This is a genomic window from Marinobacterium sp. xm-d-564 (assembly GCF_013283345.1).
In the GTDB taxonomy this organism is placed as follows: domain Bacteria; phylum Pseudomonadota; class Gammaproteobacteria; order Pseudomonadales; family Balneatricaceae; genus Marinobacterium_E.
The window spans coordinates 69,969-94,601 of record NZ_WBYO01000005.1 but is presented as its reverse complement, the minus strand read 5'-3'; the positions used below and the strand labels follow the sequence as shown (position 1 = coordinate 94,601).

The 24,633-nt window shown below is 49.5% G+C and carries 24 protein-coding genes; 11 read left to right on the top strand and 13 right to left on the bottom strand.

The features are described 5' to 3' along the window. Positions 1-86 precede the first annotated feature (86 nt). The 7 genes from aroB to pilM are packed head-to-tail and all read right to left on the bottom strand — an operon-like array spanning position 87 to position 6,559. On the bottom strand, positions 87-1,169 hold the full coding sequence (aroB, locus tag XMD564_RS07115) for a 3-dehydroquinate synthase (protein WP_173480111.1): 1,083 nt from the start codon (positions 1,167-1,169) through the stop codon (positions 87-89). A gap of 14 nt (positions 1,170-1,183) precedes the next feature. After that, complete coding sequence (aroK, locus tag XMD564_RS07110; RefSeq protein WP_305792067.1) at positions 1,184-1,708, bottom strand: shikimate kinase AroK; 525 nt, start codon at positions 1,706-1,708, stop codon at positions 1,184-1,186. Positions 1,709-1,722: 14 nt separating this feature from the next. Next, positions 1,723-3,786: a type IV pilus secretin PilQ gene (gene pilQ, locus XMD564_RS07105; protein WP_254442890.1), complete on the bottom strand. Its 2,064-nt coding sequence runs from the start codon at positions 3,784-3,786 to the stop codon at positions 1,723-1,725. 3 nt (positions 3,787-3,789) lie between these two features. After that, positions 3,790-4,338, bottom strand: a complete 549-nt coding sequence (locus XMD564_RS07100; RefSeq protein WP_173480110.1) for a pilus assembly protein PilP — start codon at positions 4,336-4,338, stop codon at positions 3,790-3,792. 4 nt (positions 4,339-4,342) lie between these two features. Continuing rightward, positions 4,343-4,960, bottom strand: a complete 618-nt coding sequence (locus tag XMD564_RS07095; protein ID WP_173480109.1) for a type 4a pilus biogenesis protein PilO — start codon at positions 4,958-4,960, stop codon at positions 4,343-4,345. After that, positions 4,957-5,508 (bottom strand): PilN domain-containing protein, encoded by a 552-nt coding sequence (locus XMD564_RS07090; protein ID WP_173480108.1) that lies wholly within the window; start codon positions 5,506-5,508, stop codon positions 4,957-4,959. Before XMD564_RS07090 ends, XMD564_RS07095 begins: the two co-directional genes overlap by 4 nt. Next, positions 5,495-6,559, bottom strand: a complete 1,065-nt coding sequence (gene pilM, locus XMD564_RS07085; RefSeq protein WP_173480107.1) for a type IV pilus assembly protein PilM — start codon at positions 6,557-6,559, stop codon at positions 5,495-5,497. Before pilM ends, XMD564_RS07090 begins: the two co-directional genes overlap by 14 nt. A gap of 132 nt (positions 6,560-6,691) precedes the next feature. Between pilM and XMD564_RS07080 the strand changes: the two genes are divergently transcribed. Continuing rightward, the gene (locus XMD564_RS07080; RefSeq protein ID WP_173482765.1) at positions 6,692-9,154 is read left to right on the top strand and encodes a penicillin-binding protein 1A; all 2,463 of its coding nucleotides are present in this window, start codon (positions 6,692-6,694) and stop codon (positions 9,152-9,154) included. A gap of 76 nt (positions 9,155-9,230) precedes the next feature. Here XMD564_RS07080 and XMD564_RS07075 read toward each other — a convergent pair whose 3' ends face one another. The 3 genes from XMD564_RS07075 to rpmE all read right to left on the bottom strand — a co-directional run bounded on the left by XMD564_RS07075 (position 9,231) and on the right by rpmE (position 11,617). Beyond that, on the bottom strand, positions 9,231-10,478 hold the full coding sequence (locus tag XMD564_RS07075) for a malic enzyme-like NAD(P)-binding protein (RefSeq protein ID WP_173480105.1): 1,248 nt from the start codon (positions 10,476-10,478) through the stop codon (positions 9,231-9,233). Positions 10,479-10,632: 154 nt separating this feature from the next. Next, entirely contained in the window at positions 10,633-11,385 is a 753-nt protein-coding gene (locus XMD564_RS07070; protein WP_173508042.1) for a thermonuclease family protein, read from the bottom strand. Positions 11,386-11,398: 13 nt separating this feature from the next. Further along, the gene (gene rpmE / locus XMD564_RS07065; RefSeq protein ID WP_173480103.1) at positions 11,399-11,617 is read right to left on the bottom strand and encodes a 50S ribosomal protein L31; all 219 of its coding nucleotides are present in this window, start codon (positions 11,615-11,617) and stop codon (positions 11,399-11,401) included. Between the two features lie 229 nt (positions 11,618-11,846). Between rpmE and XMD564_RS07060 the strand changes: the two genes are divergently transcribed. The 8 genes from XMD564_RS07060 to XMD564_RS07025 all read left to right on the top strand — a co-directional run bounded on the left by XMD564_RS07060 (position 11,847) and on the right by XMD564_RS07025 (position 20,295). Further along, positions 11,847-14,036: a primosomal protein N' gene (locus tag XMD564_RS07060; RefSeq protein ID WP_217364283.1), complete on the top strand. Its 2,190-nt coding sequence runs from the start codon at positions 11,847-11,849 to the stop codon at positions 14,034-14,036. Positions 14,037-14,112: 76 nt separating this feature from the next. Continuing rightward, positions 14,113-15,870, top strand: coding sequence for an arginine--tRNA ligase (gene argS, locus XMD564_RS07055; protein ID WP_173505823.1), 1,758 nt, complete (start codon positions 14,113-14,115; stop codon positions 15,868-15,870). Between the two features lie 2 nt (positions 15,871-15,872). Next, positions 15,873-16,523 (top strand): SPOR domain-containing protein, encoded by a 651-nt coding sequence (locus XMD564_RS07050; RefSeq protein ID WP_173480101.1) that lies wholly within the window; start codon positions 15,873-15,875, stop codon positions 16,521-16,523. 62 nt (positions 16,524-16,585) lie between these two features. Then, on the top strand, positions 16,586-17,116 hold the full coding sequence (hslV, locus tag XMD564_RS07045) for an ATP-dependent protease subunit HslV (RefSeq protein WP_173480100.1): 531 nt from the start codon (positions 16,586-16,588) through the stop codon (positions 17,114-17,116). A gap of 10 nt (positions 17,117-17,126) precedes the next feature. Beyond that, the gene (gene hslU, locus XMD564_RS07040) at positions 17,127-18,455 is read left to right on the top strand and encodes an HslU--HslV peptidase ATPase subunit (protein WP_173480099.1); all 1,329 of its coding nucleotides are present in this window, start codon (positions 17,127-17,129) and stop codon (positions 18,453-18,455) included. A gap of 14 nt (positions 18,456-18,469) precedes the next feature. Next, positions 18,470-18,847, top strand: coding sequence for a gamma-butyrobetaine hydroxylase-like domain-containing protein (locus XMD564_RS07035; RefSeq protein WP_173480098.1), 378 nt, complete (start codon positions 18,470-18,472; stop codon positions 18,845-18,847). A 61-nt stretch (positions 18,848-18,908) separates the two neighbouring features. Then, a complete protein-coding gene (gene ubiE / locus XMD564_RS07030) occupies positions 18,909-19,664 on the top strand; it encodes a bifunctional demethylmenaquinone methyltransferase/2-methoxy-6-polyprenyl-1,4-benzoquinol methylase UbiE (RefSeq protein WP_173480097.1) in 756 nt (251 codons plus the stop codon). Positions 19,665-19,689: 25 nt separating this feature from the next. Beyond that, positions 19,690-20,295: an SCP2 domain-containing protein gene (locus tag XMD564_RS07025; RefSeq protein ID WP_173498642.1), complete on the top strand. Its 606-nt coding sequence runs from the start codon at positions 19,690-19,692 to the stop codon at positions 20,293-20,295. On the opposite strand, the gene XMD564_RS07020 is transcribed toward XMD564_RS07025, so the two are convergent. The 3 genes from XMD564_RS07020 to XMD564_RS07010 form a co-directional block, all read right to left on the bottom strand. Then, on the bottom strand, positions 20,292-20,705 hold the full coding sequence (locus XMD564_RS07020; protein WP_173480095.1) for a CopD family protein: 414 nt from the start codon (positions 20,703-20,705) through the stop codon (positions 20,292-20,294). The genes XMD564_RS07025 and XMD564_RS07020 overlap by 4 nt on opposite strands. A gap of 17 nt (positions 20,706-20,722) precedes the next feature. After that, a complete protein-coding gene (locus XMD564_RS07015; RefSeq protein ID WP_173480094.1) occupies positions 20,723-21,424 on the bottom strand; it encodes an SDR family NAD(P)-dependent oxidoreductase in 702 nt (233 codons plus the stop codon). 65 nt (positions 21,425-21,489) lie between these two features. Next, positions 21,490-22,677 carry an MFS transporter gene (locus tag XMD564_RS07010; protein ID WP_173480093.1) on the bottom strand — a complete coding sequence of 396 codons (1,188 nt, stop codon included), beginning with the start codon at positions 22,675-22,677 and terminating at the stop codon, positions 21,490-21,492. A 111-nt stretch (positions 22,678-22,788) separates the two neighbouring features. Here XMD564_RS07010 and XMD564_RS07005 point away from each other — a divergent pair, with 111 nt between their 5' ends. Both XMD564_RS07005 and serA read left to right on the top strand, forming a co-directional pair. Next, a complete protein-coding gene (locus XMD564_RS07005) occupies positions 22,789-23,070 on the top strand; it encodes a pyrimidine/purine nucleoside phosphorylase (protein ID WP_173480092.1) in 282 nt (93 codons plus the stop codon). Between the two features lie 221 nt (positions 23,071-23,291). Further along, positions 23,292-24,524: a phosphoglycerate dehydrogenase gene (gene serA, locus XMD564_RS07000; RefSeq protein WP_173508041.1), complete on the top strand. Its 1,233-nt coding sequence runs from the start codon at positions 23,292-23,294 to the stop codon at positions 24,522-24,524. Positions 24,525-24,633: the final 109 nt, after the last annotated feature.

Sequence of the window (24,633 nt, the reverse complement as noted above, 5' to 3'; positions counted from 1 at the left end):
CTACACTTCTACGGCTCTGGCTACAAATCGACCAAGAAAAAACAAAAAACGCGCCAAGTTGGCGCGTTTTGTAAGTCGGAATTTTTTTATTCGCCGCTGTAGTGCTGCTTTAGTGTCGATTTTAGGGCTTCGGGGTCGACCTCGCTGGTAACGACTGCCTGACCTAGCTGTTGCAGCAAGACGAGTCGAATCTGACCGTCTAAAACCTTCTTATCAACCGACATCAACTCAATAAACCGATCCGGCGTCATATCTGCTGGAGGTGCTATCGGCAACTTCGCTCGACGCAAGAGTGTTTCAACACGTGCTAAATCAGCAGGCTCTAACCAACCGAGACGCATCGAAAGATCTGCAGCCATCCACATACCTGCTCCCACCGCTTCACCATGCAGCCAATTTCCGTAGCCCTGATCAGTCTCAATGGCATGGCCAAAGGTGTGACCAAGATTCAAAATGGCACGAATACCGCCTTCACGCTCATCTTGTGCAACGACCTCTGCTTTGATTTCACAAGAACGTTTAATGGCATATGCCATCAACTCAGGATCACAGTCGTTAAGTCCATCGATGTTCTTCTCCAGCCAAGCAAGAAATTCAACATCGTAGATCAAACCGTACTTGATCACTTCAGCAAGACCCGCGGCCAACTCACGCTCTGGGAGTGTCTTCAAGACATCGGTATCGGCCAATACCGCTTTGGGCTGATAAAAGGCACCGATCATATTCTTACCCAGCGGATGGTTAACGCCCGTTTTCCCCCCCACCGATGAGTCTACCTGAGAGAGCAAGGTTGTCGGTATCTGAATGAAATCGACACCACGCTGATAGGAGGCCGCTGCGAAACCAGTCATATCTCCGATAACTCCACCACCTAGAGCGATCAGTGTGGTCGTGCGGTTGTGGCGCATCTGCAACAAGGCATCGAAAATAAGGTTAAGAGTATCTAAAGTTTTGAATGACTCACCGTCTGGCAGAATCACTTCGTCCACTTGAAGGCCAGGAAGCTGGTCACGCAGCGCGCTCAAGTAGAGTGGAGCAATCGTCTCATTGGTGACGATCATTACCTGCTTACCCCGAACCGCACCCGCAATATCTACTTTCTGAAAAAGATGGTCGCCTACGTAGATAGGGTAGCTACGGTCACCTAAGTCGACTTTTAACTCTTGCATGCGATGAATCCTGACTACGCGCTTTTCAGAACGCGATGTTTTTTAAGGGCTTTGACGATCTCACTGATGACCATACGCGGATGTCTGCGATCAGTGCGCAGTATCATATCGGCGGTGTCGCGGTAGAGTGGATCTCGTTTTTCTAAAAGGGTCTCTAGTGTCTTGCGAGGATCTTGGGTTTGCAGCAGAGGACGGTTGCGATCACGCGCGGTGCGCTCAATCTGCTGATCAATACTGGTTTCTAGGTAGATAACGAAACCACGGCTGCGGAGGAATTCTCGGTTGGCTGGGCGCATCACAGCACCACCGCCCGTCGCTAAGACGATGTCATCTTGCTGAGTGATTAGATCGATAACCGTCTGCTCGCGATCGCGAAAGCCCTCTTCACCCTCAACATCGAAGATCCAAGGAATATCGGCGCCAGCACGGTCAACAATCACTTTATCGGAGTCAATAAACTCCAATTTCAGCTCGTTAGAAAGCAAACGCCCTATGGTGCTCTTTCCAGATCCCATAGGGCCAATTAAAAATATTTTCAAAAAACAGCCTTACACTACCGCACGTTCAGTGACTCACGAATCAGTTTCGGGGTAATGAAGATCAACAACTCGTTCTTCTGTTCTGTTGTCTGTCGATTTCTAAACGCAGCACCAATAACAGGCAGGTCACCTAGACCTGGAACCTTCTGAACACCATCGGATGCTTCAGTACGGAATACCCCACCAAGCACTATGGTATCACCATCGTTAACCACAACCGAAGTAGTTAATTGGTTTGTATTGATAGAAATTTCACCATTAGCCAGGGTTGAGCCCACACTGTCCTGATTAATTGCCAGATCCATAGCGATTCGGTCACCTGGGTTTAGCTGGGGTGTAACGTTAAGCGAGAGCGCGACATCTTTGAATGCGGTTGTCGTTGTACCGTCTTCAACAGTTTGGTACGGAATCTGTTGCCCAGAGGTGATATTCGCCGCCTTACCATTGGTTGTAATCACCTTAGGTTGTGAAATCACCTCACCATTACCTGAGCTCTCAAGCGCAGAAAGTTCAGCCGAGAGCAGTAGCGAGTTTTTGATAAAGCCGACCGCTAGAGAGGGTCCTGCCACACCGAAGTCCACATTCAAACCAGACTGAGTGACGCCCGCCACACCTGGAGCCGTAATGCCTGAACCAAAAGAGAGCTGACCATCACCCAATACGGTGGTTGGGCCATTAGCAAAACCCCATTTAACACCAAGACTTTCTGAGAAGTTCGCCGAAGCCGTGACTACGCGCGCCTCCACCATGATCTGAGCGACTTCAACATCAAAGCGCTTCAGAGTACGGCGGATATCTTCGATGGCTGCGTTAGTCTCACGCACCATTAGGACGTTGGTTTGGTCATCAGCCAATACAAAACCACGCTCACTGATCAGATTGGCCGCCGAAAGATACTCTTTCATCTCAGAGGCACGGCGGTAGTCGATCTGGATGTATTCGGTTACCAGCGGCGCCAGCTCTTTAACCTGTTGCTGGTTTTCAAGCTCTTGACGTTCACGATCGGCGATTTGTGTTGCATCGCCCACTAGCATGACGTTACCCACGACACGCTTATCCAGCCCGTTGGTCTTCAAAATAATATCCAGCGCCTGATCCCAAGGGACATTCTTCAGACGAAGCGTGGTATTACCGCTCACTTCATCGCCTACCACTAGGTTCTTCTCTGCCACTTCTGCAATGATTTGGAGTACAGAGCGCACCTCTACATTTTGGAAGTTTAGATCGATCTCTTCACCGGTAAACGGGAACAGATCTTTCTGAAGATCCGCTTGAGCACTCAACGAGATCGGTTTGAAATCCAGCACTAGTTGGTTGTTGGATTGGTACGCGAGGTAATCGTAAGGGTCGCTAGAGGGCAGAATCAAAATTGCCGCACTGCCATCAGCATTCATCGAGTCGATAAAGTTAATCGGTGTCGCAAAGGCTTTGACATCAAGCTTTTGAGACAGCCCGGGTGCCAAGGTTGCCCCGACCAGATTAACAATGACGCCGTTACCCTCTTCGATAATATCCAATCCAGCACGATCGTCACTCAGAGAGATCGTCACCCGACCTTGATTGCCTTCTAGACGCTCAAAATCGACACCCACTACTCGTGTTGTGTCATCTACAGTGGTTTTTTGAGCAGGAGCTGCTTTAGATGCCGTTGCTGCAGTAGCGGCTGAAGCTTGAGTTGAGTTACCCATTGAGAGGATCAATTGATTACCCTGCACTGAGGTTTGGTAGCCAACCGATTCCGTCAGCTCGACAACGACACGAAGGCGATCGTTGGTTTCTGCAAAAAGCAGTTTTGATACGGGACCAGAGCCAACACTGATTGAACGATCCAACTGCTCAGATTTATCAACACCCCACAAATCAACCACCAACCTCGCAGGTGTATCCACTGCGTAAATTTTTGGTTCGGCCGGTTGATCCGTGAAGTCAAACCTCAACTCTGTCTGATTGCCCGGCAGCGCAGTCGCAACCACAGCATTTAACGTTTGCGCCGACGCCATCGTCGACATAAGCATCAAAGTGACCAGAGTAACTAAACGCTGAACCGACATATTTAATTTCCATCTCTTCATATTCATGGCTTACTCCAATCCCGGCAGTTTGACGACTCTGGGTCTGCTCATCCAGCCGCCGCGGCCGTTCGATACAATCTCTTTCAACTCAATACCGCGTTCATCAATATTCACTACAACACCATAATCGATGCCCATGCGAGCACCCATTTTAATCTGATGCACTTCAGAGTTACTGTCTCTGACTAGGGCGATCAATTGACCATCCATTGGCGAGGTAATTGTTCCTACCATCTGCAACTGCTCAACCGGAAACTCTTCCAAGTACTCTTTAATACGATTGAAATCAGGCATGATTGTTGGTGCAACCACGACCTCATCGTCATCGAGAAACTGTTGTGGCAATAGCGGTACAAAGGGATCACGCTGCCAAGGTCCTTCATAAACAAAGGCTTCGTAGGCGATCAGCTCAGGCAGCGGTTCAATGCCACCTCCAGGCGCCGCCAGCTTCTCACGAACAAAGAGTTTAAGGTCCGACGAATCATCTACCCAGATACAACCCTGCAAAAGAGATGCCAATAGCGCGATGAGAGAGAGATGTTTGATTGTTCTATTCATCACATCACTCCTCATCATCATAGCGGTAAGTTTTAGCGCTGATGCTCATGGTCAAAAGATCACCATTGGCTGGGCTAAGGTTGAAATCATGTAGGGTTACGATGCGCTTAACGCTGGCAACACCCGACACGAACTGACCCATCTGATGGTAGGTACCTTTAACCTGAATGGCGATCGGTAGCTCGACATAGAATGAGGCTTTGCGTTCTGGCTGCAGCGCGATGGAGTCTATTTCAAGTCCCGCGTTTCGACCTGTCGCACTGATATCCTCGAGCAGACCCGGTACCTCTTTCTCTGTTGGCAGTTGCGCCAGCATCTCAGCAAAGCGCAACTCAACGTCCGCCATTTGACGTCTCAGTGCATCCAGTGAGGCCACTTGGTAGGACTTCGCTTCAAACTGAGTTTTGAGTGTCTGCTCTTTACCAATCTCTCTGTCGAGCGACTCTTTTTGATCCATCACTAAGAAGTTAAAGCCGACACCATTAATAACGATGAACAAAAGAGCAAACGCGATCGCTTTTACGCCATAAGGCCAGCTCCAAGCTTCGGACAGATCTAAGTTATTGATGTCAAAACCGCGAAACGCGCGTTCAAACTTCTGTTTTAGGGAAACTGAGCTCATTGTGCAGCCTCCTCAACATTGGGGCGCTCAAGCGGCACTCGCAAATTAAAACTCTTCAAACCATTCTGTGTCGCGACTTTCGACAACGAGGGCTCACCAAACCAGATGGAGTCATTTAATGTGCGCATCAACGACGAGACATCTTCATTAGCAACCGCAAGGCCATTGATCGACATCTCTTGGCCAGAGCGGTTCAGTGACTGGTAGTGAATGCCATCAGGCATAACCTCTACCAACTCATCAAAGGTGCGAACAATAATAGGACGTGTACCCTGCAGCTCTTGAATTGCAGTCAGTCGTTCTAGCAGGCGTTCACGCTTATTTTTAAGCTCTTGTATCTCTTTCAGTTTGACATCTAGGCGCGAAATTTCGCTGGTTAAATAGGCATTTCGATCCTGCTGCCTATTCAACATAACTGTTAGGTAGTAGTAACTCGCTCCGACAATCGAAGCGGCCAACAGAGCAGTGACGATAAGTTGTGTGTAGAAACGTTTTTGCAGGAAAGCATTTCGCTCTTCACGCCAAGGTCTCAGGTTAATGGTTCTCATATTGCCCCCCGACACCACGCAAGGCTAAAGAGAGTGCTTTAGTCAAAGCGTTCTTCTCGGCATTTAATCGATCCATATTAATCTGGGATGCAATCTCTACCCTCTCAAACGGATCTAAACCATGAACCCTGATACCTAACTCACTACTCAATTTATCTTTAATACCAGGTAGAGAGGCTAGACCGCCCGTAATATACAGTGTCGATAACTGCTCTTGGGACCCCGAAGCTGAATAGAACTGCAAAGCTCTAGAGACCTGCTGAACCGCTGAATCAGCAAAGCTCTCCATGAGACTGATAAGCGAGGGATCTAGTTCACCGTGTCGCAGCTGTGCAGCCAATTCATCATGCGGCAGCTCTGTGTAGAGTTGCAGTTGCTGCAGTAGTTCCTCGCCCCCAAAGGTATGCTCACGATGGTAGCTAATCAAGCCATCCTTAAAAGCGTAAAAGGTAAGATTATGAGCGCCAAAATCGACAATCGCACAGGCTCTTCCAGGCACCAGCTCTTCTGGTGGGAGTGCGCGTTCATAGACATAGGTATCTACATCAACCACATCGCATTGGAGCCCAGCCAAATCTAGGCAATCCTCTCGAGCAGAGACGCCGTCGCGACGACAAGCGACAATCCCAATTCGATTAAATGCCGGATTACCTTGCACAGGCCCTAGCACCTCGAAATCCAGTGCAACATCCTCTATTGGATAGGGGATAAATTGATCGGCTTCAATTTTAACTTGCTCTTCAAGGTCAAAGCCGTAGAACAGTTCAGAAATTTGAATCTCTTTTGTGATCACGTCAGAGGCGGCTACGGATGTGATGGCTCGCGTGGCTTTCACACCCGCCAGACGTTGTGCTTTGACAATGGCATCGGCAACCTCTTCAGGTTTCTCAATACTGCCATCTACAAAGGATTTTTCTGGCAGAGAGATGACGCCAAAGCCGTCCAGCACAGGCGTCTTTCCACGAAAGCTTAAAGCAACAAGCTTAAGAGAGGAGTTCCCGATATCAACTCCCAAAACACTTTGTTTGTTACCACCAAAGAGTTTGAACACAAAAATACCTAATAATTAGTGGATATTATCTAACTTCACTCTAGACTAGGTCACAAAAGTTACAAGTGACATTATGGACCTAAATCAAGTTCTCGTTATAATCCTAGCTCAATTTAAGAAATTTGCAGATTAATGCGCATAATTAAAAAAATTATTAAATGGTTGATGGCACTGGCTGCAATTGGATTGCTGGGAGCCGTTTTGGCAGCCGGCGGAATCTACTACTACTTTAGCCCACAATTGCCTGACGCTGAGACCCTGCGTGAGGTTGAGTTTCAAACCCCTCTGCGCGTATACAGTGCAGATGAAAAGTTGATTGCTGAGTTTGGAGAAATGCGCCGAACGCCAATCAGCTATGCCGATATCCCGCAACACTTTATCCATGCTCTTCAAGCCGCAGAGGATGCACGATTTTTTGAACACCAAGGGATCGATCTTCGCGGGCTTTTTCGTGCAGCCTTTCAGCTAGCAACTTCTGGCAAAATTCAGAGTGGCGGCTCGACCATCACCATGCAGGTGGCTAAGAACTTCTTCCTAACGCGCGAGCGTACCTTTGAGCGTAAATTTGTTGAGATTCTGTTAGCACTCAGCATTGAACAATCACTCTCTAAACAAGAGATCCTTGAGCTCTACATCAACAAAATCTATCTAGGCCACCGATCGTATGGCATACAAGCCGCCGCACAGGTCTACTATGGCAAAACCATTGATCAGCTCAACATCGCTCAACTGGCAATGATCGCAGGTTTACCTAAAGCGCCATCAGCCTATAACCCCATTACTAACCCGCAACGAGCCCTCGAACGTCGTAACTGGATTCTTGGTCGAATGCAGGAGCTAGGCTTCATTACAACGACTGACTACTCCGACGCGGTCAATCAACCGGTTACGGCTAGCTACCACGGTGCTGATATTGAAATCCCTGCGCCTTACGTTGCAGAGATGGTTCGTGCGGAGCTCTATGAAACCTACGGTGAAAGGATCTACACCGAGGGTATGAAAGCCTACACGACCATTGACAGCACCATGCAGCGCAGCGCCAATCAAGCGCTCAGAACGGCGCTGCTGGCTTACACGGAACGCCACGGCTACCGTGGTCCAGAGCAGCATTTTGATCTAACAGAGATTGAACCCTCTGCACTGCAGAAAAAACTTAAAGCGACACCAGCCTATGGCGGACTTGAGGCGGCTCTGGTGAAAGCGGTGGATGATTCTGAAGCGACACTACTACTCGGTGATGGCAGTGAAACGACGCTGCGCTGGTCAGGTATCAGCTGGGCTCGAGCATATAAAGGGGTTAACTCAACCGGCTCTGAACCGAAAAAAGCATCCGAAGTGCTGGCTGTTGGCGATATGATTCGAATTCGCCAAACCGCTGAAGGCTGGCGTCTCTCGCAACTGCCCGAAGTGCAAGGTGCGTTCATTGCCATCAATCCTGAGAATGGCGCAATTCAATCCCTAACCGGCGGATTTAGTTTCTATCTAAACAAGTTCAACCGAGCCACTCAAGCGTACCGTCAGCCAGGTTCTAATATTAAACCTTTCCTATATAGCGCCGCTCTGAGCAATGGCTACACTCCGGGGTCAGTTATCAATGACGCTCCCGTTGTTTTCCATGACGTCAGCCTAGAGGGTAACTGGCGGCCTGAGAACGATAATGGAAAGTTTGGTGGTCCGACTCGACTTCGTGAGGCTCTATACCGCTCACGTAACCTAATCTCTATTCGTCTGATGCGTGCTTTGGGTATCGAAGAGACACGAAACTTCATACTCGGTTTTGGTTTTGAAGAGGATAAGCTTCCTAAAAACTTATCACTCTCGCTAGGCAGTGCTGATGCCACTCCGCTTCAGGTTGCAACAGGATACGCCTCGATTGCCAATGGTGGATTCAAAATCAATCCTTACATCATTGAGTCGGTGCTAGACCGTGAAGGACTACCTCTGTTTGCTGCCAATCCGAGTATTGCCTGCGGTAGTTGTCCTGAACGCCAGCAAGCAGAGTTAATCGCTCAAGAGCTCGCCGACATGGCTTCCAATGATACAGCTTCTGAGGCGCAAGCCAGCACCGAGAGTGACCCGCAACTAGTGACGTTAACGGGACAACCTCTCGCTGAACGTCTGCTAGATGAACGCACCGCTTACATCATTCACGACATGATGCGCGACGTCATTAAAAAGGGTACTGGTCGTCGAGCACTGGCTCTGAAACGTGGTGACCTAGCGGGTAAAACGGGAACAACCAATGATCAAAAAGACTCTTGGTTCAGCGGTTTTACCCCTAAATTGAGCGCAACGGCTTGGGTCGGCTTTGACCAACCGTCTCATCTAGGTAAGCGCGAATGGGGTAGCACGGCTGCACTGCCTATGTGGATCGACTTCATGGGAGATGCTCTTCGTAACATCCCTGAAAGTTACCTGCCTGAACCGGCAGGTATTGCGACGGCTCTGATTGATCCTGCGACAGGACTACTAGCTTACGAAGGACAGAAAAACGCTTACAACGAGATTTTCAAAGAGGAGCAGGTACCGACTGAGGTCGCTCCTAAACCGGGCAGTGAAGTCGCCCCTCCTACTTCTGAAGAGCTGTTCCGATAATCACTTAGGTTCTGTAATGTGTATAACACAAAAAAAGGGAAGCCAATGGCTTCCCTTCTTGTTTACCTCAGAGTGATTAGCTCAGTGGGTAGTTCTCTGGCATGCCTTTAACGGCAACACCTGAATCGATCGCTGCTTTAGCCACTGCGTAAGATACCGCGCCCAAAAGACGTGAATCTGTCGCTTTCGGCAGAATGTATTCACGACCGAACTCTAGGCTCTCTAGGCCGTAAGCATCCAGTACTTCTTGTGTAACAGGTTGCTTAGCAAGTTCTGCTAGTGCGATAACGGCTGCGGCTTTCATCTCTTCGTTGATCGCTGTTGCACGAACATCTAGAGCGCCACGGAAGATGAATGGGAAACCTAGCACGTTGTTTACCTGGTTAGGGTAGTCTGAACGACCTGTTGCCATGATGACATCTTCACGAGTCGCGCGAGCAAGTTCTGGCTTGATCTCTGGATCAGGGTTTGCACAAGCGAAGACAACAGGATTAGTTGCCATCTTAGCTAGGTTCTCTGCTGAAAGCAGATCAGGACCTGATAGACCAAGGAATACGTCAGCGCCATCGATAGCATCTTCAAGTGAACGTTTATCCGTTTCAGTTGCGAAGATCGCTTTCTCGGGAGTTAGATCATCACGACCCGAGTGGATAACACCCTTACGGTCGATCATGTAGATATTCTCGTTGCGAGCACCCATGTTGATCAACAGCTTCATACAAGCACTTGCTGCAGCGCCAGCACCAAGACATACAATCGATGCCTCTTCTAGCTTCTTACCAGCAAGCTCAAGTGCGTTGATCATACCGGCAGCGGTAACAATCGCAGTACCGTGCTGGTCATCGTGGAAGACTGGGATGTTACAACGCTCGATCAACGTGCGTTCGATTTCAAAACACTCTGGTGCTTTGATGTCTTCTAGGTTGATACCACCGAAGGTATCAGCGATGCGAGCGACAGTATCGATAAACGCCTGTGGGCTCTCAGCATCCACTTCGATGTCGATAGAGTCGATGTTTGCAAAACGTTTGAATAGAAGCGCTTTACCTTCCATGACTGGCTTAGAAGCCAATGGACCTAGGTCGCCAAGACCCAAAATAGCAGAGCCGTTTGAGATAACGGCAACCAGGTTGCCTTTGGCTGTGTAACGGTAAGCATTTTCAGGATCTTTAGCGATCTCACGCACTGGCTCAGCAACACCTGGAGAGTATGCAAGAGATAGGTCGCGTGAAGTTTCAGCAGGTGTAGATAGTTCTACGCTGATTTTACCTGGCATTGGAAACTCATGGTAATCCAGTGCTGCCTGTTTAAAGTCTTGAGACATTGTAGAATCCTGAATGGTTATAGGCCCATAGGCATAATGCAGATAGGCTAAGTTATGTTCTAGTTAAAGGTCGTTGTGGGATGATATAAAAATAACCTCTCGGTAGAAAGGTCTATTCTTGGAAACTGTCTAAGCAATTGGGCTTATAACCGTTTCACATTTTGATATGCCGTTTATCTAAAACCGGCAGCAAAAAGGGTTTAAATAACGAGCCCGGCTTTAAAGAGTCACGGCGATCCAAAATCCAGCCTCGCACCTCCAGTGAGTTGCCCAATGTAAAGGTGAGACTCCTGCTCCACTCTTTCGGTATGCGAACCGCCAATCGATCATCCAGTTCGACGTAGAGGTACTTTTTAGCCTGATCAATCTTGGTAATGCGTCCCGACACCAAATTGAAACCACCCTGTTCAATCTCTTTAGCGGCAGCAATGGATTTTGACCATACTCCTTTTCCTAGAGTTCTTGGTCTGTTTTCAGATGAGAAGAGACAATCCGCTAGTCGATCATTAGGGGGAACACTGATCGCCCAACCCAAACCCTCGTGGATCAAACGTTGCGAGAGCGTTTTCGATCCATCGAACAAGTAGCCCAATACACGACCGTAACGATCTTTAGGCTCACGTCCGAAATAGAGCTGCAAAGATTCTGACTCGTTTACCCAAGATTGCAATTGGCGTTTAGCCTGCAGGGCCCCCTCTTCAGCCCTTGGCTTTGAGTAGAGCTCAGGGGTATTAACGCCTATCAAGCGCACCTTTCGCCCATCGGTTAGATGAACGGTATCGCCATCGACCACTTTGGCTACCCGTACCGATTCAGATGCACCTTGTGGGGTACAACTACTCGCTTGCGCTGACTGACAGGCAATAAAAAAGGCACTCGCGATGAGTGCCTTTTTAATGTTCTGCATGCAGAGACCCAAGTTACTTCTTGAGGCTGCGAGCACCGAAGCGCTTGTTGAAGCGATCCACTCGACCACCGGTCTGAGCTTCTTTCTGCTTACCAGTGTAGAAAGGGTGACACTGACTGCAAACGTCGACAGCCATTGTGCTCTCTTTCATAGTAGAGCGAGTTGTCATTACGTTACCGCAAGAACAGTTGAAGGTAACTTCGTTGTACTCTGGGTGGATACCAGCTTTCATAGTATTAAACCTCTATGTTTTATGTGCCGCCACTTAACGCTTGATGCATATATTATGCTGCTTAAGCACCGCACGACTGACGAAAAATTCGCCGGGAAATGTCAAGGCGCGCAATTATACGCAGGCACTGTACGAATAACAACCACTGATCACCCAATACCTTGAAGCCGCTATTTCCAACTGCCCGATGGGTGCTAGACTTGCCCTTCGCTTATTAGACATTTTGACCATGATCGTACGTGTTGCACTACCGGTACCCCTAAACCGTCTGTTTGACTACGCCATTCCGCAAGGAGTGGCTGTGCCCGCTATCGGAGCTCGTGTGCTGGTCAAATTCGGGCAGCGCAGCTTGATAGGGATGATTCATAGTCTTAGCGAGCAGACCGAGGTGCCACTAAATAAGCTGAAACCTTTCGAAGCGTTACTCGATCAGGAGCCCCTCGTCGATGATGAGCAGATACAACTCGGTGAGTGGGCGGCAAGCTATTATAAGTACCCACTGGGCGATACCTTAATTCACCTTCTACCCAACTTAGCACGCAAAGAGCAGCACCCCTTCTCAGCCCCCGATTACTGGCGTTTAACCGAGCACGCCGATATTGAATCGCTGCCCAAACGGGCCGTCAGACAGCGCGCCCTGTTTACGCTCATTAAAAACCGACAGCCAATCAGCACATCCGCAATTAGAGAGGCTGAATTCACGTCACAAGTGCAAAAGGCACTGATTGAATCGGAGCAGATCGAACCCTGTGAAGCGCCTTTAATCGGTGCACAGCTGGTCAACACTGTCCTACCTAGCGTTGCAGGCTTGGCACTGAATGCTGAGCAACAACGAGCAGTTGATCAGATCAAACAGAGCGAGGGATTCAGCCCAATTCTATTAGTCGGCGTGACCGGCTCGGGAAAAACCGAAGTCTATCTACAATCGATCGAGCAGGCGTTGGCCGACGGCAAGCAAGTGCTGATTTTGGTGCCCGAGATTGGCTTAACCCCACAACTGGTTGAGCGCTTTACTGCTCGCTTCAACACGAACATTGCTTCACTGCACTCAGGCCTTACGGATCGAATGCGCTTTGAGGCTTGGCAGTCGATCCGGTCCGGGGAGACACGCATCGTCATTGGTACACGCTCAGCGATCTTCATTCCTTTTGCTAATCTTGGGATGATCGTTATTGATGAGGAGCACGACCCATCGTTTAAACAGCAAGAGGGTTTCCGCTATCACGCACGAGACCTTGCTCTGGTTCGTGCAAAACAGCTTGATATACCGGTCATCATGGGCAGTGCGACACCGGCACTGGAATCGCTACTTAACGTTCAACAGGGCCGCTTCAAAGAGTTACAACTGACACAGCGTGCGGGTCGAGCAGCGGCGCCCAGCTTTGAGCTGTTTGATACGAAAGGTGTTGAGTTAGATACTGGCCTCGCTCCAGAGATTATCAGTCGCATTAACGATCACATTACCCTTGGCAACCAAGTCCTGGTATTTATCAACCGCCGCGGCTTTGCCCCAACGCTGACCTGTCAGGATTGCGGATCAACCGTTGACTGTACACGCTGTGATGCACGCATGACGCTGCACCGCAAACCACCAAAGCTGCACTGCCATCACTGTGATCGACAAACCCCTATCCCGCGCCACTGTCAGCACTGTGGCAGTGATCAACTAAGACCGGCCGGTAGCGGTACGGAGAGAATCGAACAGAGATTGTCAGAGCTATTCACCCATACCAGCATCAAACGTGTGGATCGTGATTCAACCCACTCTCGCCAAGCCTTTGAGTCCTTGATGAACGAAGTTAACAGTGGCGATCCATGCATCTTGGTCGGTACTCAAATGCTGGCCAAAGGCCATCACTTTCCGAACGTCACACTGGTCGTCATCGTCAATACCGACGCAGGCCTATTCAGTGCCGATGTTCGTGGCATGGAGCGTACCGCGCAACTTATTATGCAGGTTGCCGGCCGAGCGGGGCGAGCGGAACGTCCGGGCGAAGTGGTGTTACAAACCCACCAGGTTGATCACCCTCTACTAAACACCTTGGTAACCTCTGGCTATCTCACCTTTGCAGAACAGGAGTTGATGAGTCGCAAACAGGCTCAACTCCCCCCTTTTGCTTTCCAAGCGATTATCCGTGCTGAAGCGAAAAAACAGGGCTGGGCCGAAGCACACCTTATGCGTTTAAGGAGATCCCTAGAGGCGTCCTACCCAAGAGAGCAGCTTCCGATGATCAGCGGCCCCTTCCCCTCCTTCATGGAGAAGCGCGCTGGCATGTTTAGAGCACAACTGATGTTCACGGGAGACTCTCGCACGTCGATCCAAGGCACTCTGAAAGCGGCACAAAATTGGTTGGAGCAAGACAAAGAGTCGAGTCGCGTTCGCTGGAACATAGACATTGACCCTGTCGATAGCTTTTAAGGGCTGCAAAACGATATAATGCAGCCAACTTTGTAGTGACAGACTACACCATCGATCTATTTCACTGAGTAAAGACATGAAAGAACAGATAGCGCTCCTGTTAAACGGCGCCATTGAAGCACTGAAAGCAGAGGGCAAACTCCCTGCTGATCTTGAGCCAAACATCCAAGTTGAAAACACACGTGACAAGGCGCACGGTGATCTTGCGACCAACCTTGCGATGACACTGGCCAAACCGGCTCGCCAAAACCCACGCGCTATTGCAGAGATGATTTTGCAAGCTCTTCCAGCTTCAACGGTCGTTGATAAAGCTGAGATCGCTGGTCCTGGCTTCATCAACTTCTTTGTCAACGATGCTGCAATCTACTCAGTAGTTGCCGATGTACTGGAGCAGACTGACCAGTTTGGCCGCAGTAAACCAACCAGCGATGATCGTGTACAGGTAGAGTTTGTCTCTGCTAACCCAACAGGACCATTGCACGTAGGTCATGGCCGCGGTGCCGCTTACGGTGCAACACTGGCCGACCTACTGGAAGCCGGTGGTATGAACGTTGAGCGTGAGTACTACGTCAACGATGCGGGTCGCCAAATGAACATTCTGGCGGTCAGCGTCTTTCTTCGCTACCTCGAGTTGCTTGGCGATACCATCACCTTCCCAGCCAACGGCTACCAGGGTGAGTACATTCGTGACATCGCTGCTAGCTTAAAAGCCACTCAGGGTGATGCACTGCAGTGTTCACTCGATGATCTCTATCTCGATGTCCCTGCTGATGAACCGGCAGGCGGCGATAAAGAGCTTCACATCGATGGGCTTATCGATCGCGCTCAAAACATCCTTGGCGCACAGTACAGAACCCTATTCGATGCCGGCCTGGACTCTATCCTAGGCGATATTCGCGAAGACTTGGGTGAGTTCGGCGTGAACTATCAGTGCTGGTTTAGTGAGCGCTCACTTACTTCCAGCGGTGATGTTGATGAGGCACTGAAACGCCTTGATGATAAGGGCTACCTCTACGAAGAGGGTGGCAATATCTGGTTCAAATCGACCGATTTCGGAGATGATAAAGATCGTGTGGTTAAACGTGCCAACGGCCAAACCACCTACTTTGCCTCTGACATCGCCTACCACATGAACAAGTTTGAGCGCGGCTTCCAAACGGTCATTAACGTCTGGGGTGCCGATCACCACGGCTACATCACTCGTGTCAAAGCGGCCATTCAGGCACTTGGATACGATCCAGAGCGTCTGGTCGTGAAACTGGTTCAGTTCGCCATACTTTACCGTGGTAGCGAGCGCGTTCAGATGTCGACTCGTTCAGGTTCATTCGTCACACTGCGTGAGCTTCGCGACGAGGTGGGCAATGACGCTTGTCGATTCTTCTATGTTACTCGTAAAGCCGATCAGCACATGGACTTTGACCTAGACCTTGCCAAGTCAGAATCTAAGGATAACCCGGTCTACTACATCCAGTACGCTCACGCTCGCATCTGCTCGGTACTGCGCAAATTAGAGAGTGAAGGGATGGCTTGGGACCAAGCGATGGGCTTAGCATCACTGGAGCGTTTGGATAGCGAAGCGGAGCGTGACCTTGTGACCGCACTGAGCAAATACCCAGAGACGGTTAAACAGGCTGCAGCCAACTTCGAGCCCCACCAACTGGCTAACTACCTGCGTGACCTCGCGTCGGATTACCACGCCTACTATAACGGCCATAAGATGCTGATTGAGGATGAAGCACTGCGTAATGCACGCATCACGCTTTCCATGGCGGTGCGCCAAGTCATCGCAAACGGTCTCACCATTTTGGGTGTGTCAGCACCTGAACAGATGTAACCATGTCGAATCGAGACTTTGCATCCAAACCCAAGTCAAATAGGCCTCGAGCTGGTGCCACTCGTACCACTTCGAGCGCTCGCAAAACACCGGCTGCTCCTCAACCTTCAGGAGTATCTGCAGGTTTAGTGCTTGCTGTTGTCGTGGCTTTGGGTCTGCTTGCTGGTCTGATCTTCTTTTTGATTAAACAACCGGCACCAACGAGCAATAGCAAAGCGGTTCAGCAGGTTCCAACACTGGAGCCCGTGATTCCCGCTAAAGTCGAACCCCGACAACCTGGGGAATCTCTGCCTTTAGATAACATCGACCTAGAGTCACAGGATGAGCGGTTTGGTTTCTACAAGCTATTAGAAGAGAGCGAAGTCCAAACACCTGAAGAGTCAGCCTATGTTTCGACCCCCAAAACGGCTTCACTGGATGCCGTTTACCGACTGCAGACAGGCTCATTCCGCAATGCACGCGATGCTGAAGCTCAGCGTGCACGACTGGCACTTTCTGGCCTGCCAAACGTGACCATGTCCCGTACAGAGGGGAGCAACGGCGTTTGGTACCGAGTATCGACTGGAAACTTCTCGACCTATAACGAGTTAAAAAGCGCCACAGCCAAACTCGAAAAGCTGAACATCCACCCAGTTAAGCGCAAAGTAAACTAGCCTTGAAAACGGGCGATTCATCCCAATAAATGCAGATAAGCTTATGATTGGGAAAATCTCTAATGACCACTATTGTTTCTGTTCGCCGCGGTGATCAAGTCGTTGTAGGCGGCGACGGCCAAGTCTCTCTGGGTAATACCGTAATGAAAGGTAGCGCCCGTAAAGTTAATGTCATCGATAAACACAAAGTCATCACAGGCTTTGCTGGTAGTACTGCCGATGCGATTACTCTTCGCGATCTATTTGAGCAACAGCTTGATAAACACCAAGGCAACATTGTGAACGCGGTTATCCACCTTGCTCGCGAGTGGCGCTCGGATCGAGTGTTGCGTCGATTAGAGGCCTTGATGCTGGTGGCCAACTCTGAGAAGACCTTTCTAATCTCTGGCAGTGGCGATGTGATCGAACCTGAAGACGGTGTCATTGCGATCGGTTCAGGCGGTAACTATGCTCTTGCGGCAGCTCGCGCGCTGGTCGATAACAGTGAACTAAACGCACGTGACATCGTTGAGAAGAGCCTTCAGATCGCAGCAGATATCTGTGTCTTCACTAACGCCAACCTAACCATCGAACAACTCGAGTCTGTCGCTTAAGGAGCCTTTTATGTCAGCTATGACCCCTCGCGAGATCGTATCAGAACTCGATCGTCACATTATTGGTCAGGATTCCGCTAAGCGCTCTGTTGCAATTGCCTTGCGTAATCGTTGGCGCCGCATGCAACTGAATGAAGAGATGCGCGGAGAAGTTACCCCAAAGAACATTCTTATGATTGGTCCAACCGGTGTGGGTAAGACTGAGATTGCACGTCGTTTGGCGAAGCTTGCCAACGCTCCATTCATTAAGGTTGAAGCGACAAAATTCACCGAAGTCGGCTATGTGGGTCGTGATGTTGAGACCATCATCCGCGATCTGGTCGACCAATCGATCAAAATGCTGCGTGAACAGGCGATCGAGAAGAACAAGTTCCGTGCTGAAGAGGCTGCAGAAGAGCGCATTCTGGACGCACTGCTACCTGAAGCACGCCCTATCGGTAGTGAAGAGCTAGACAAAACAGACTCAGCAACCCGCCAAATCTTCCGCAAAAAGCTGCGTGAAGGTCAGATCGACGATAAAGAGATCGATATTGAAATTGCTCAACCCAAAGTTGGTGTTGAGATCATGACACCACCAGGCATGGAGGAGATGACGAATCAGTTGCAGAGCCTCTTCGCCAACATGGGGCAGGATAAGAAGCAGTCGCGCCGTCTTAAAGTATCAGAAGCCTTCAAGCTTCTAACCGAAGAGGAAGCCGCTAAGCTGATTAAAGAGGACGACCTCAAACAGCAAGCGCTAGAAGCGGTAGAGCAGAATGGCATTGTCTTCTTAGATGAGATCGACAAGGTGTGTAAACGCGCCGAGTCTGGTAACGCTGACGTATCACGTGAAGGGGTACAGAGAGATCTTCTACCACTAATCGAAGGGTGTACGGTCAGCACGAAGCACGGCATGATCAAAACCGATCATATACTGTTCATTGCGTCAGGCGCCTTCCACTTGGCTCGCCCATCAGATCTGATTCCAGAACTCCAAGGTCGCTTACCGATTCGTGTAGAACTGGAAGCACTGACACCAGAAGACTTCTCTCGTATTTTGACCGAGCCCAAAGCCGCTCTTACAGAGCAATATAAAGCCCTGATGGCTACTGAAGGCGTTTCGATTGAGTTTACTCAAGAGGGGATTCAGCGCATCGCCGAGCTCGCCTGGTCGGTGAACGAGAAGACCGAAAACATTGGAGCACGACGTCTGCACACGATGATGGAGCGCCTACTTGAGGAGCTCTCTTTCAGCGCTGCGGATAAGAGTGGTCAAACCGTCGAAATTGATCGTAACTTTGTAGACCAATACCTTGGTGAACTGAGCGCCGACGAGGACTTGAGTCACTACATTCTGTAATACGAGGTTACCCCATGAGTTCTGTGCCCATGCCTAAACAGATCCATCTTCACAAGCGCTCTAAGACTCTTGAGTTGGTTTATGAAGATGGCAACTATGAGCTGACCGCAGAGTTTTTGCGTGTTCATAGCCCCTCTGCAGAGGTTCGTGGGCATGGCATTGGTCAAGAGGTCCTTCAGACTGGCAAGCGCTTGGTTGGACTTAAAGGTGTCGAAGCAAGCGGCAACTATGCTCTGAAGCTGATCTTTGATGATGGGCACGACTCTGGGCTCTATACCTGGGCCTACCTCCACGACCTAGCGCACAATCAACAGCAGTATTGGAGTGATTATCTCGCTCGACTTGATGCAGCCGGTGCTAGCCGAGACAACGGAATGATTGCGATAGGTTAACGACAAGCTCCCACTCAGTCGTTACAATAGCCCCATTGAACAGTTAAGTGGATCCAACCCCATGTCAGACAATCAGAAAAACACCACGCACTTTGGCTACCAAGAGGTACCGGTTGATGAAAAAGTTAACCGTGTTGCCGACGTATTTCACTCGGTAGCCGCTAAGTATGACGTGATGAATGATCTGATGTCGGGCGGTATTCACCGTATTTGGAAGCGCATTACGATCGAAAGTTCCGGTGCTCGTCCTGGACATAAAATTCTCGATATCGCTGGCGGAACAGGTGATTTAACACGCCGCTTTGCACAGATCGTTGGCCAATCAGGCAAGGTGGTGTTGGCGGATATCAACGACTCCATGCTAAAAGTGGGTCGCGACAAACTGATCGATAAAGGCGTTGCGGGCAACGTTGAGTACGTTCAAGCCAATGCCGAATGCCTCCCTTTTGAAGACAACACCTTCGATATCATCACCATCGCCTTTGGCCTCCGCAACGTGACCGACAAAGACGCTGCACTGCGCTCTATGAATCGGGTACTGAAGCCAGGCGGTAAATTGATGGTGTTGGAGTTCTCTAAAACTGAGAACCCACTACTGACAAAAGCCTACGACTTCTACTCCTTTAATCTACTGCCGAAAATGGGGCAGTTGATTGCTAACGATGCCGAAAGCTACCGCTACTTGGCAGAATCGATTCGCATGCATCCTGATCAAGAGACTCTGAAAGGGATGATGGACAGTGCCGGCTTTGTTCAGACGCGTTACCGCAACCTGACCCAAGGCATTGTCGCACTTCACACTGGGATTAAACCCTAACAGAGTCGGTTGAGAGGAGAGGTTTATGAATCTGATCGATGCGACTCTAACAGGCTCCATTGAATCAGCGATAAACGCTTATCTCGCTACGCGTCCTAGCGCTCGTAACACGCTCAGCAAGCTCGCCGGTCAGAGTTTAGGAATCACCCTGATACCACAAGAGCTGAGAATCACACTGATTTTTAGCGATGACCAAGTCGCCGTCATGCGTGAATTCGATGGCGAACCTACCACTCATTTAACGGGAGCAGCCTCAGATCTGCTTAAACTACTGAATGACCCCAATAGCGTCATGTTCGGTCAAGGCGTCGAGGTAAAAGGCGATTCCGCGCTGCTACAACGCCTCTCTCACGCATTTGATAACCCAAGCCTAGACTGGGAAGCTTGGTTAGCAGATCAAATCGGTGATCTTCCTGCCGCTATAGTTATGAAGCCGATCAATCAGTCGATCGAGTGGGCAAACAGCAGTCGTCAGACTCTGACAACGACCGCCAAAGAGTACCTCCAAGAGGAGATCAACTTGCTGCCAACGCGCGTTGAGTTTGAAGGGTTTATTGACGACACTCGACAACTGAAGCAGAGAGCTGAGTTGATCGAGCGCCGTTTAGAGAGGTTGTTAAAAGGCGCTTAGAAAGGCTTCACAACAACAAAGATAAGTATCGGCACGAAGATGAGTAGTGGTAACTCATTAAAGAGTCGAAAGTAACGGCCACTCTGAGTAAGCTCATCGCGCTTTAGTCTCTGTAAGTAAGATCGACACCAGAAATGGAAACCGATCAAAAAACCAACAAACAGCAATTTAGCGTGCATCCAGCCACCGCTAAAGCCATATCCTAGCCATAACCAGAGCCCTAAGCCCAGTGTGAAAATCGCCATAATGGTCATAAAACCGTAGAGTTTTGACGCCATAATCGACAAGCGCGCAACATCTTGCCCTGCAGCCTTACCCTCTACATAGTGCACGAATATACGAGGTAGATAGAAAATACCGGCCATCCAGCTCGTCATCGCCAGAATGTGAAACATCTTAATCCAAAGCATACAAACTCCTTAAAGGCTTACCAGGGTATTGAAGAGCCATCCCAAGCTAAAAATTGACCACTCTGCCCCCCGCGAGCACTCTCCATAACATCCAGTAGCGCACTGGCGGCAAAGGTCGTAGTAAAGAGTTTACCTTCCGGTACTCTGGCCTGAAAGGGTTTAGACAGTTCTGTATCGGTTGTACCTGGGTGCAGCGCCAACAGTTGAACCTTAGGGTGAGTTCTTGCAAGTTCGATACTGAGGGTTTTAATCAGCATATTCAGAGCCGCTTTAGATGCTCGATAGCCGTACCAACCGCCTAGTTGGTTATCGGAAATACTGCCAACACGTGCCGATAGAAAAGCTATCTGCAGCTCTGACTGACGCGGAATAAGACGCATCAACTGGGCCAGAAACGCCATTGGGCCGAGGGCATTGACCTGCATTACTTGTGTCATCCAATCAAGATCTATTTCGCGCAGAGACTTCTCTGGACGTTGAGTCTCGTTGTGCAGCAAACCTTGAGAAAAAATGATTCTAACGGGATCAAATTCAAGCTCTTTCAACTGATCGATACAGGGCTTAAAAGTATTAGTATCGGTTAGATCAAGGACTATCGGCTCGTCACCCGATGAGGATCTTGTAGTTGTGAGCACTCGAGTGTCAGGGCTGCGAATGGTGGACTGTTCAGCAAACGCCTGACCAATTCCGCCACTGCCTATGATTAAAAGATCGGCCATGGTGCGTCCAAAATTAAAAGATACGCGTTAAACAGCGTTCTGGATGCAAACTGCTGTCAGGTTCTCTAACCCGCAAGGGCCTGACGTTTTCTCTCTAAGCGGATTGAGTAGCTGAAGGTCAGAACTAACACGATCAAAGAGCCTAAAATCACACCTGGCCAGTGCCAGATCGACCAGAAGGGCTGCAGATAGAAACCACCCAGACTAGCGCCGAGGTAGTAGAAGAGTAGATAGAGTGAAGAGGCGCTCGCTTTGGCATGCGTTGCTTGCTTGCTGACCCAACTGCTGGCAGTAGAGTGGCTAAAGAAGAAGCCAAAGCTATTAATTAAGAAGCCGATGATGATCATAATGAGCGAATCAAACAGAGTGACACAACTGCCCACCGCTAAAATGGCAATACCCAACGCCATCGCTCTCGGCTGAGAAAGATAGTCTGACACTTTGCCCGAAATGGCTGAGCCAAAAGTGCCGGTCAGATAGGTCAAAAACAACATACCCAGCAGACTGGCAGGCAAGTTGTAGGGATCATCCGCCAAAACGAAGGTAATGTAGCTGTACTGATTAATGAAGATAAAGAAGTTGAGGCCGCCAATGAGATACGCGCTCAGCAACATCGGATTGGAGAGGTGATCGCCCATTGATCGTAGCATGGGGCCTACTCTTAACGGTCTGGATTCAAAGCGTTTCGATCTAGGTAGCAGATAAACAAAGGTCGCCACGCAGGCTAGGCTGATCAGCGCCATCACTAGAAAGGCGCCTTGCCACCCCAATGACTCACCCACAAAGCCACCAATTAAGCGACCGCCAATTCCCCCAAGGGTGTTACCGCCAATGTACAGACCCACCGCCAAAGAGAGTGCGCGTGGAGTAAATTCATCGTTCATGTAAGCGATAGCAATGGCAGGCAACCCACCTAATAAAAGCCCTTGAGCGGCCCGTAGTATTAGAAGTTGGTGATAGCCTTCAACCTGACTCAACGCAAATCCACAGCCCATCACACCCGCCAGCGTCAGAATCATGATGCCTCGACGCCCTAAAGAGTCTGACAGTGCACCGTAGAACAACAAGGATAGACCCAAGGTCAGCGTAGTGATGGTGAAGGTCCAACTGGCCTCTAGCGCTGAGACCTGAAACTCTTCGGCTAGGGTCGGTAGGAGAGGTTGAGTGATGTAGACATTGGCAAAAATCATGAACGACCCTAAACAGAGGGCCAAGGTGGCACGCCAATATTCGCGGCTGTTCGCTTCAATCATGGTTAATCTGCAATCCGTGCAATGAATGGGCGAAGCCTACTCCTTTAGATCGGTAGTGACAAACCCAACAACTCTGAATACTATTTGCGTTCAATTTTTTAGGAGACACCCATGCTGTCAGTTAACTCTTACTTTGATGACAATGTAAAATCGATCGGCTTCGAGTCAGCCGACGGTCCTGTGACCTCTGGTGTTATGGCACCGGGTGAATATACGTTTGGCACTAGCCAGAACGAAGTAATGAAGGTGGTACACGGTGAACTGGTTGTTCGCCTCCCTGAAGCCACTGAATTCCAAAGCTTTCCAGCTGGCAGCCAGTTCAATGTTCCCGCTAACAGCTCATTCGATGTCAAAGTAGCAACAGCAACTGCTTACCTCTGCTACTACAGCTAACCGGCATTTTTAAAAGGCCCTCTTCTTAAAGAGGGCTTTTTTATGTCTAAAGATTCGTTCAGAACAAAATGGCGCCTGTTAAATCAAAATTCTTCAGCTTAACCTGAGAATATTTCGCCCACTACGATTGTATAAAAGCCGACCAATCGCCCGTTTGTGCTATAATCGCGCCCCTAAATTTTTAAGCCCTAGTGGTTAAACCTCAGAATCGAGTGGCAAAAATGAGCAAAGAGACGTCTCTAGAAAAAGGCAAAATTAAAATTCTTCTATTGGAAGGTGTGCACCAGTCAGCCGTTGATACATTGAACGCGCAAGGCTACACCAACATTGAGTTCCACACCGGCTCGCTTCCAGAAGAGGAGCTACTAGAGCGCATCGCTGATGCTCATTTCGTTGGCATTCGCTCGCGCACTCAGCTGACTGAAAAAGTATTTGATGCGGCCGAAAAACTGGTCGCAGTTGGCTGTTTCTGTATCGGCACCAACCAGGTTGATCTGCAAGCAGCGACTGAACGCGGTGTAGCGGTCTTCAACGCACCTTACTCAAACACTCGCTCTGTGGCTGAACTGGTTCTTGCTGAGACCATCATGCTGATGCGCGGTGTACCAGAGAAAAATGCGGTTGCACACCGTGGTGGTTGGCAGAAAACGGCTAAGAATAGCTTCGAAGTGCGTGGTAAGAAGCTCGGTATTATCGGTTACGGTAGCATCGGTTCTCAGCTAAGTGTTATGGCTGAAGGCCTGGGTATGGAGGTCTACTTCTACGACGTCATCACTAAGCTGCCACTGGGCAATGCGAAACAGGTCGGCACTCTGCACGAGCTTCTAGGCATGTGTGATGTTGTCTCGCTTCACGTTCCAGAGACTGCTGCAACACAGAACATGATGGGGCCAATTCAGTTTGAAGCGATGAAACAGGGCTCAATCCTAATCAACGCAGCTCGCGGAACCGTGGTTGATATCGATGCACTCTGTGAAACGCTAGAGAGCGGCAAACTACTGGGCGCTGCGATCGACGTATTCCCAGTTGAGCCACGTTCAAATGATGATGAGTTCATCAGCCCACTGCGCCAGTTCGACAACGTCATCCTGACGCCACACGTCGGTGGTTCGACAATGGAAGCGCAGATGAACATCGGCTACGAAGTGGCAGAGAAGCTGGTTAAGTACTCTGACAACGGTTCGTCGATCACCTCGGTTAACTTCCCAGAGGTGGCTCTTCCTGGCCACAACAATGCACACCGCCTTCTTCACGTTCACAAAAACGTGCCGGGTGTCCTTTCTAAGATCAACAACATCTTCTCGGAAAATGACATCAACATCGTCGGTCAGTACCTGCAGACCAATGAAAAAGTGGGCTATGTTGTGATCGATGTCGACGCTGACAGCTCAAAAATTGCGGTTGAAAAACTGTCTGAAATTGATGGCACGATTCGCTGCCGCCGACTCTTCTAAGTCGACTTTAAAGAGTGACCAAAGCCCAGCGATGCTGGGCTTTTTCATTTCTAATTTCACACTACGAAAAAAAGACCCATTTTCCACAGTATGAAATAGAACATTTCAC

What these genes read in the sequence shown, in the direction of transcription:
- XMD564_RS07050 (WP_173480101.1), top strand. Translation starts at nt 15,873, where the DNA reads ATGTCGAATCGAGACTTTGCATCCAAACCCAAGTCAAATAGGCCTCGA.
- aroB (WP_173480111.1), bottom strand. Translation starts at nt 1,169, where the DNA reads ATGCAAGAGTTAAAAGTCGACTTAGGTGACCGTAGCTACCCTATCTAC.
- XMD564_RS07010 (WP_173480093.1), bottom strand. Translation starts at nt 22,677, where the DNA reads ATGATTGAAGCGAACAGCCGCGAATATTGGCGTGCCACCTTGGCCCTC.
- XMD564_RS07070 (WP_173508042.1), bottom strand. Translation starts at nt 11,385, where the DNA reads ATGCAGAACATTAAAAAGGCACTCATCGCGAGTGCCTTTTTTATTGCC.
- XMD564_RS07095 (WP_173480109.1), bottom strand. Translation starts at nt 4,960, where the DNA reads ATGAGCTCAGTTTCCCTAAAACAGAAGTTTGAACGCGCGTTTCGCGGT.
- rpmE (WP_173480103.1), bottom strand. Translation starts at nt 11,617, where the DNA reads ATGAAAGCTGGTATCCACCCAGAGTACAACGAAGTTACCTTCAACTGT.
- XMD564_RS07090 (WP_173480108.1), bottom strand. Translation starts at nt 5,508, where the DNA reads ATGAGAACCATTAACCTGAGACCTTGGCGTGAAGAGCGAAATGCTTTC.
- XMD564_RS07035 (WP_173480098.1), top strand. Translation starts at nt 18,470, where the DNA reads ATGAGTTCTGTGCCCATGCCTAAACAGATCCATCTTCACAAGCGCTCT.
- XMD564_RS07020 (WP_173480095.1), bottom strand. Translation starts at nt 20,705, where the DNA reads ATGCTTTGGATTAAGATGTTTCACATTCTGGCGATGACGAGCTGGATG.
- hslV (WP_173480100.1), top strand. Translation starts at nt 16,586, where the DNA reads ATGACCACTATTGTTTCTGTTCGCCGCGGTGATCAAGTCGTTGTAGGC.
- XMD564_RS07025 (WP_173498642.1), top strand. Translation starts at nt 19,690, where the DNA reads ATGAATCTGATCGATGCGACTCTAACAGGCTCCATTGAATCAGCGATA.
- serA (WP_173508041.1), top strand. Translation starts at nt 23,292, where the DNA reads ATGAGCAAAGAGACGTCTCTAGAAAAAGGCAAAATTAAAATTCTTCTA.
- argS (WP_173505823.1), top strand. Translation starts at nt 14,113, where the DNA reads ATGAAAGAACAGATAGCGCTCCTGTTAAACGGCGCCATTGAAGCACTG.
- ubiE (WP_173480097.1), top strand. Translation starts at nt 18,909, where the DNA reads ATGTCAGACAATCAGAAAAACACCACGCACTTTGGCTACCAAGAGGTA.
- XMD564_RS07015 (WP_173480094.1), bottom strand. Translation starts at nt 21,424, where the DNA reads ATGGCCGATCTTTTAATCATAGGCAGTGGCGGAATTGGTCAGGCGTTT.
- XMD564_RS07005 (WP_173480092.1), top strand. Translation starts at nt 22,789, where the DNA reads ATGCTGTCAGTTAACTCTTACTTTGATGACAATGTAAAATCGATCGGC.
- XMD564_RS07100 (WP_173480110.1), bottom strand. Translation starts at nt 4,338, where the DNA reads ATGAATAGAACAATCAAACATCTCTCTCTCATCGCGCTATTGGCATCT.
- hslU (WP_173480099.1), top strand. Translation starts at nt 17,127, where the DNA reads ATGTCAGCTATGACCCCTCGCGAGATCGTATCAGAACTCGATCGTCAC.
- pilQ (WP_254442890.1), bottom strand. Translation starts at nt 3,786, where the DNA reads ATGAATATGAAGAGATGGAAATTAAATATGTCGGTTCAGCGTTTAGTT.
- XMD564_RS07075 (WP_173480105.1), bottom strand. Translation starts at nt 10,478, where the DNA reads ATGTCTCAAGACTTTAAACAGGCAGCACTGGATTACCATGAGTTTCCA.
- XMD564_RS07060 (WP_217364283.1), top strand. Translation starts at nt 11,847, where the DNA reads ATGATCGTACGTGTTGCACTACCGGTACCCCTAAACCGTCTGTTTGAC.
- XMD564_RS07080 (WP_173482765.1), top strand. Translation starts at nt 6,692, where the DNA reads ATGCGCATAATTAAAAAAATTATTAAATGGTTGATGGCACTGGCTGCA.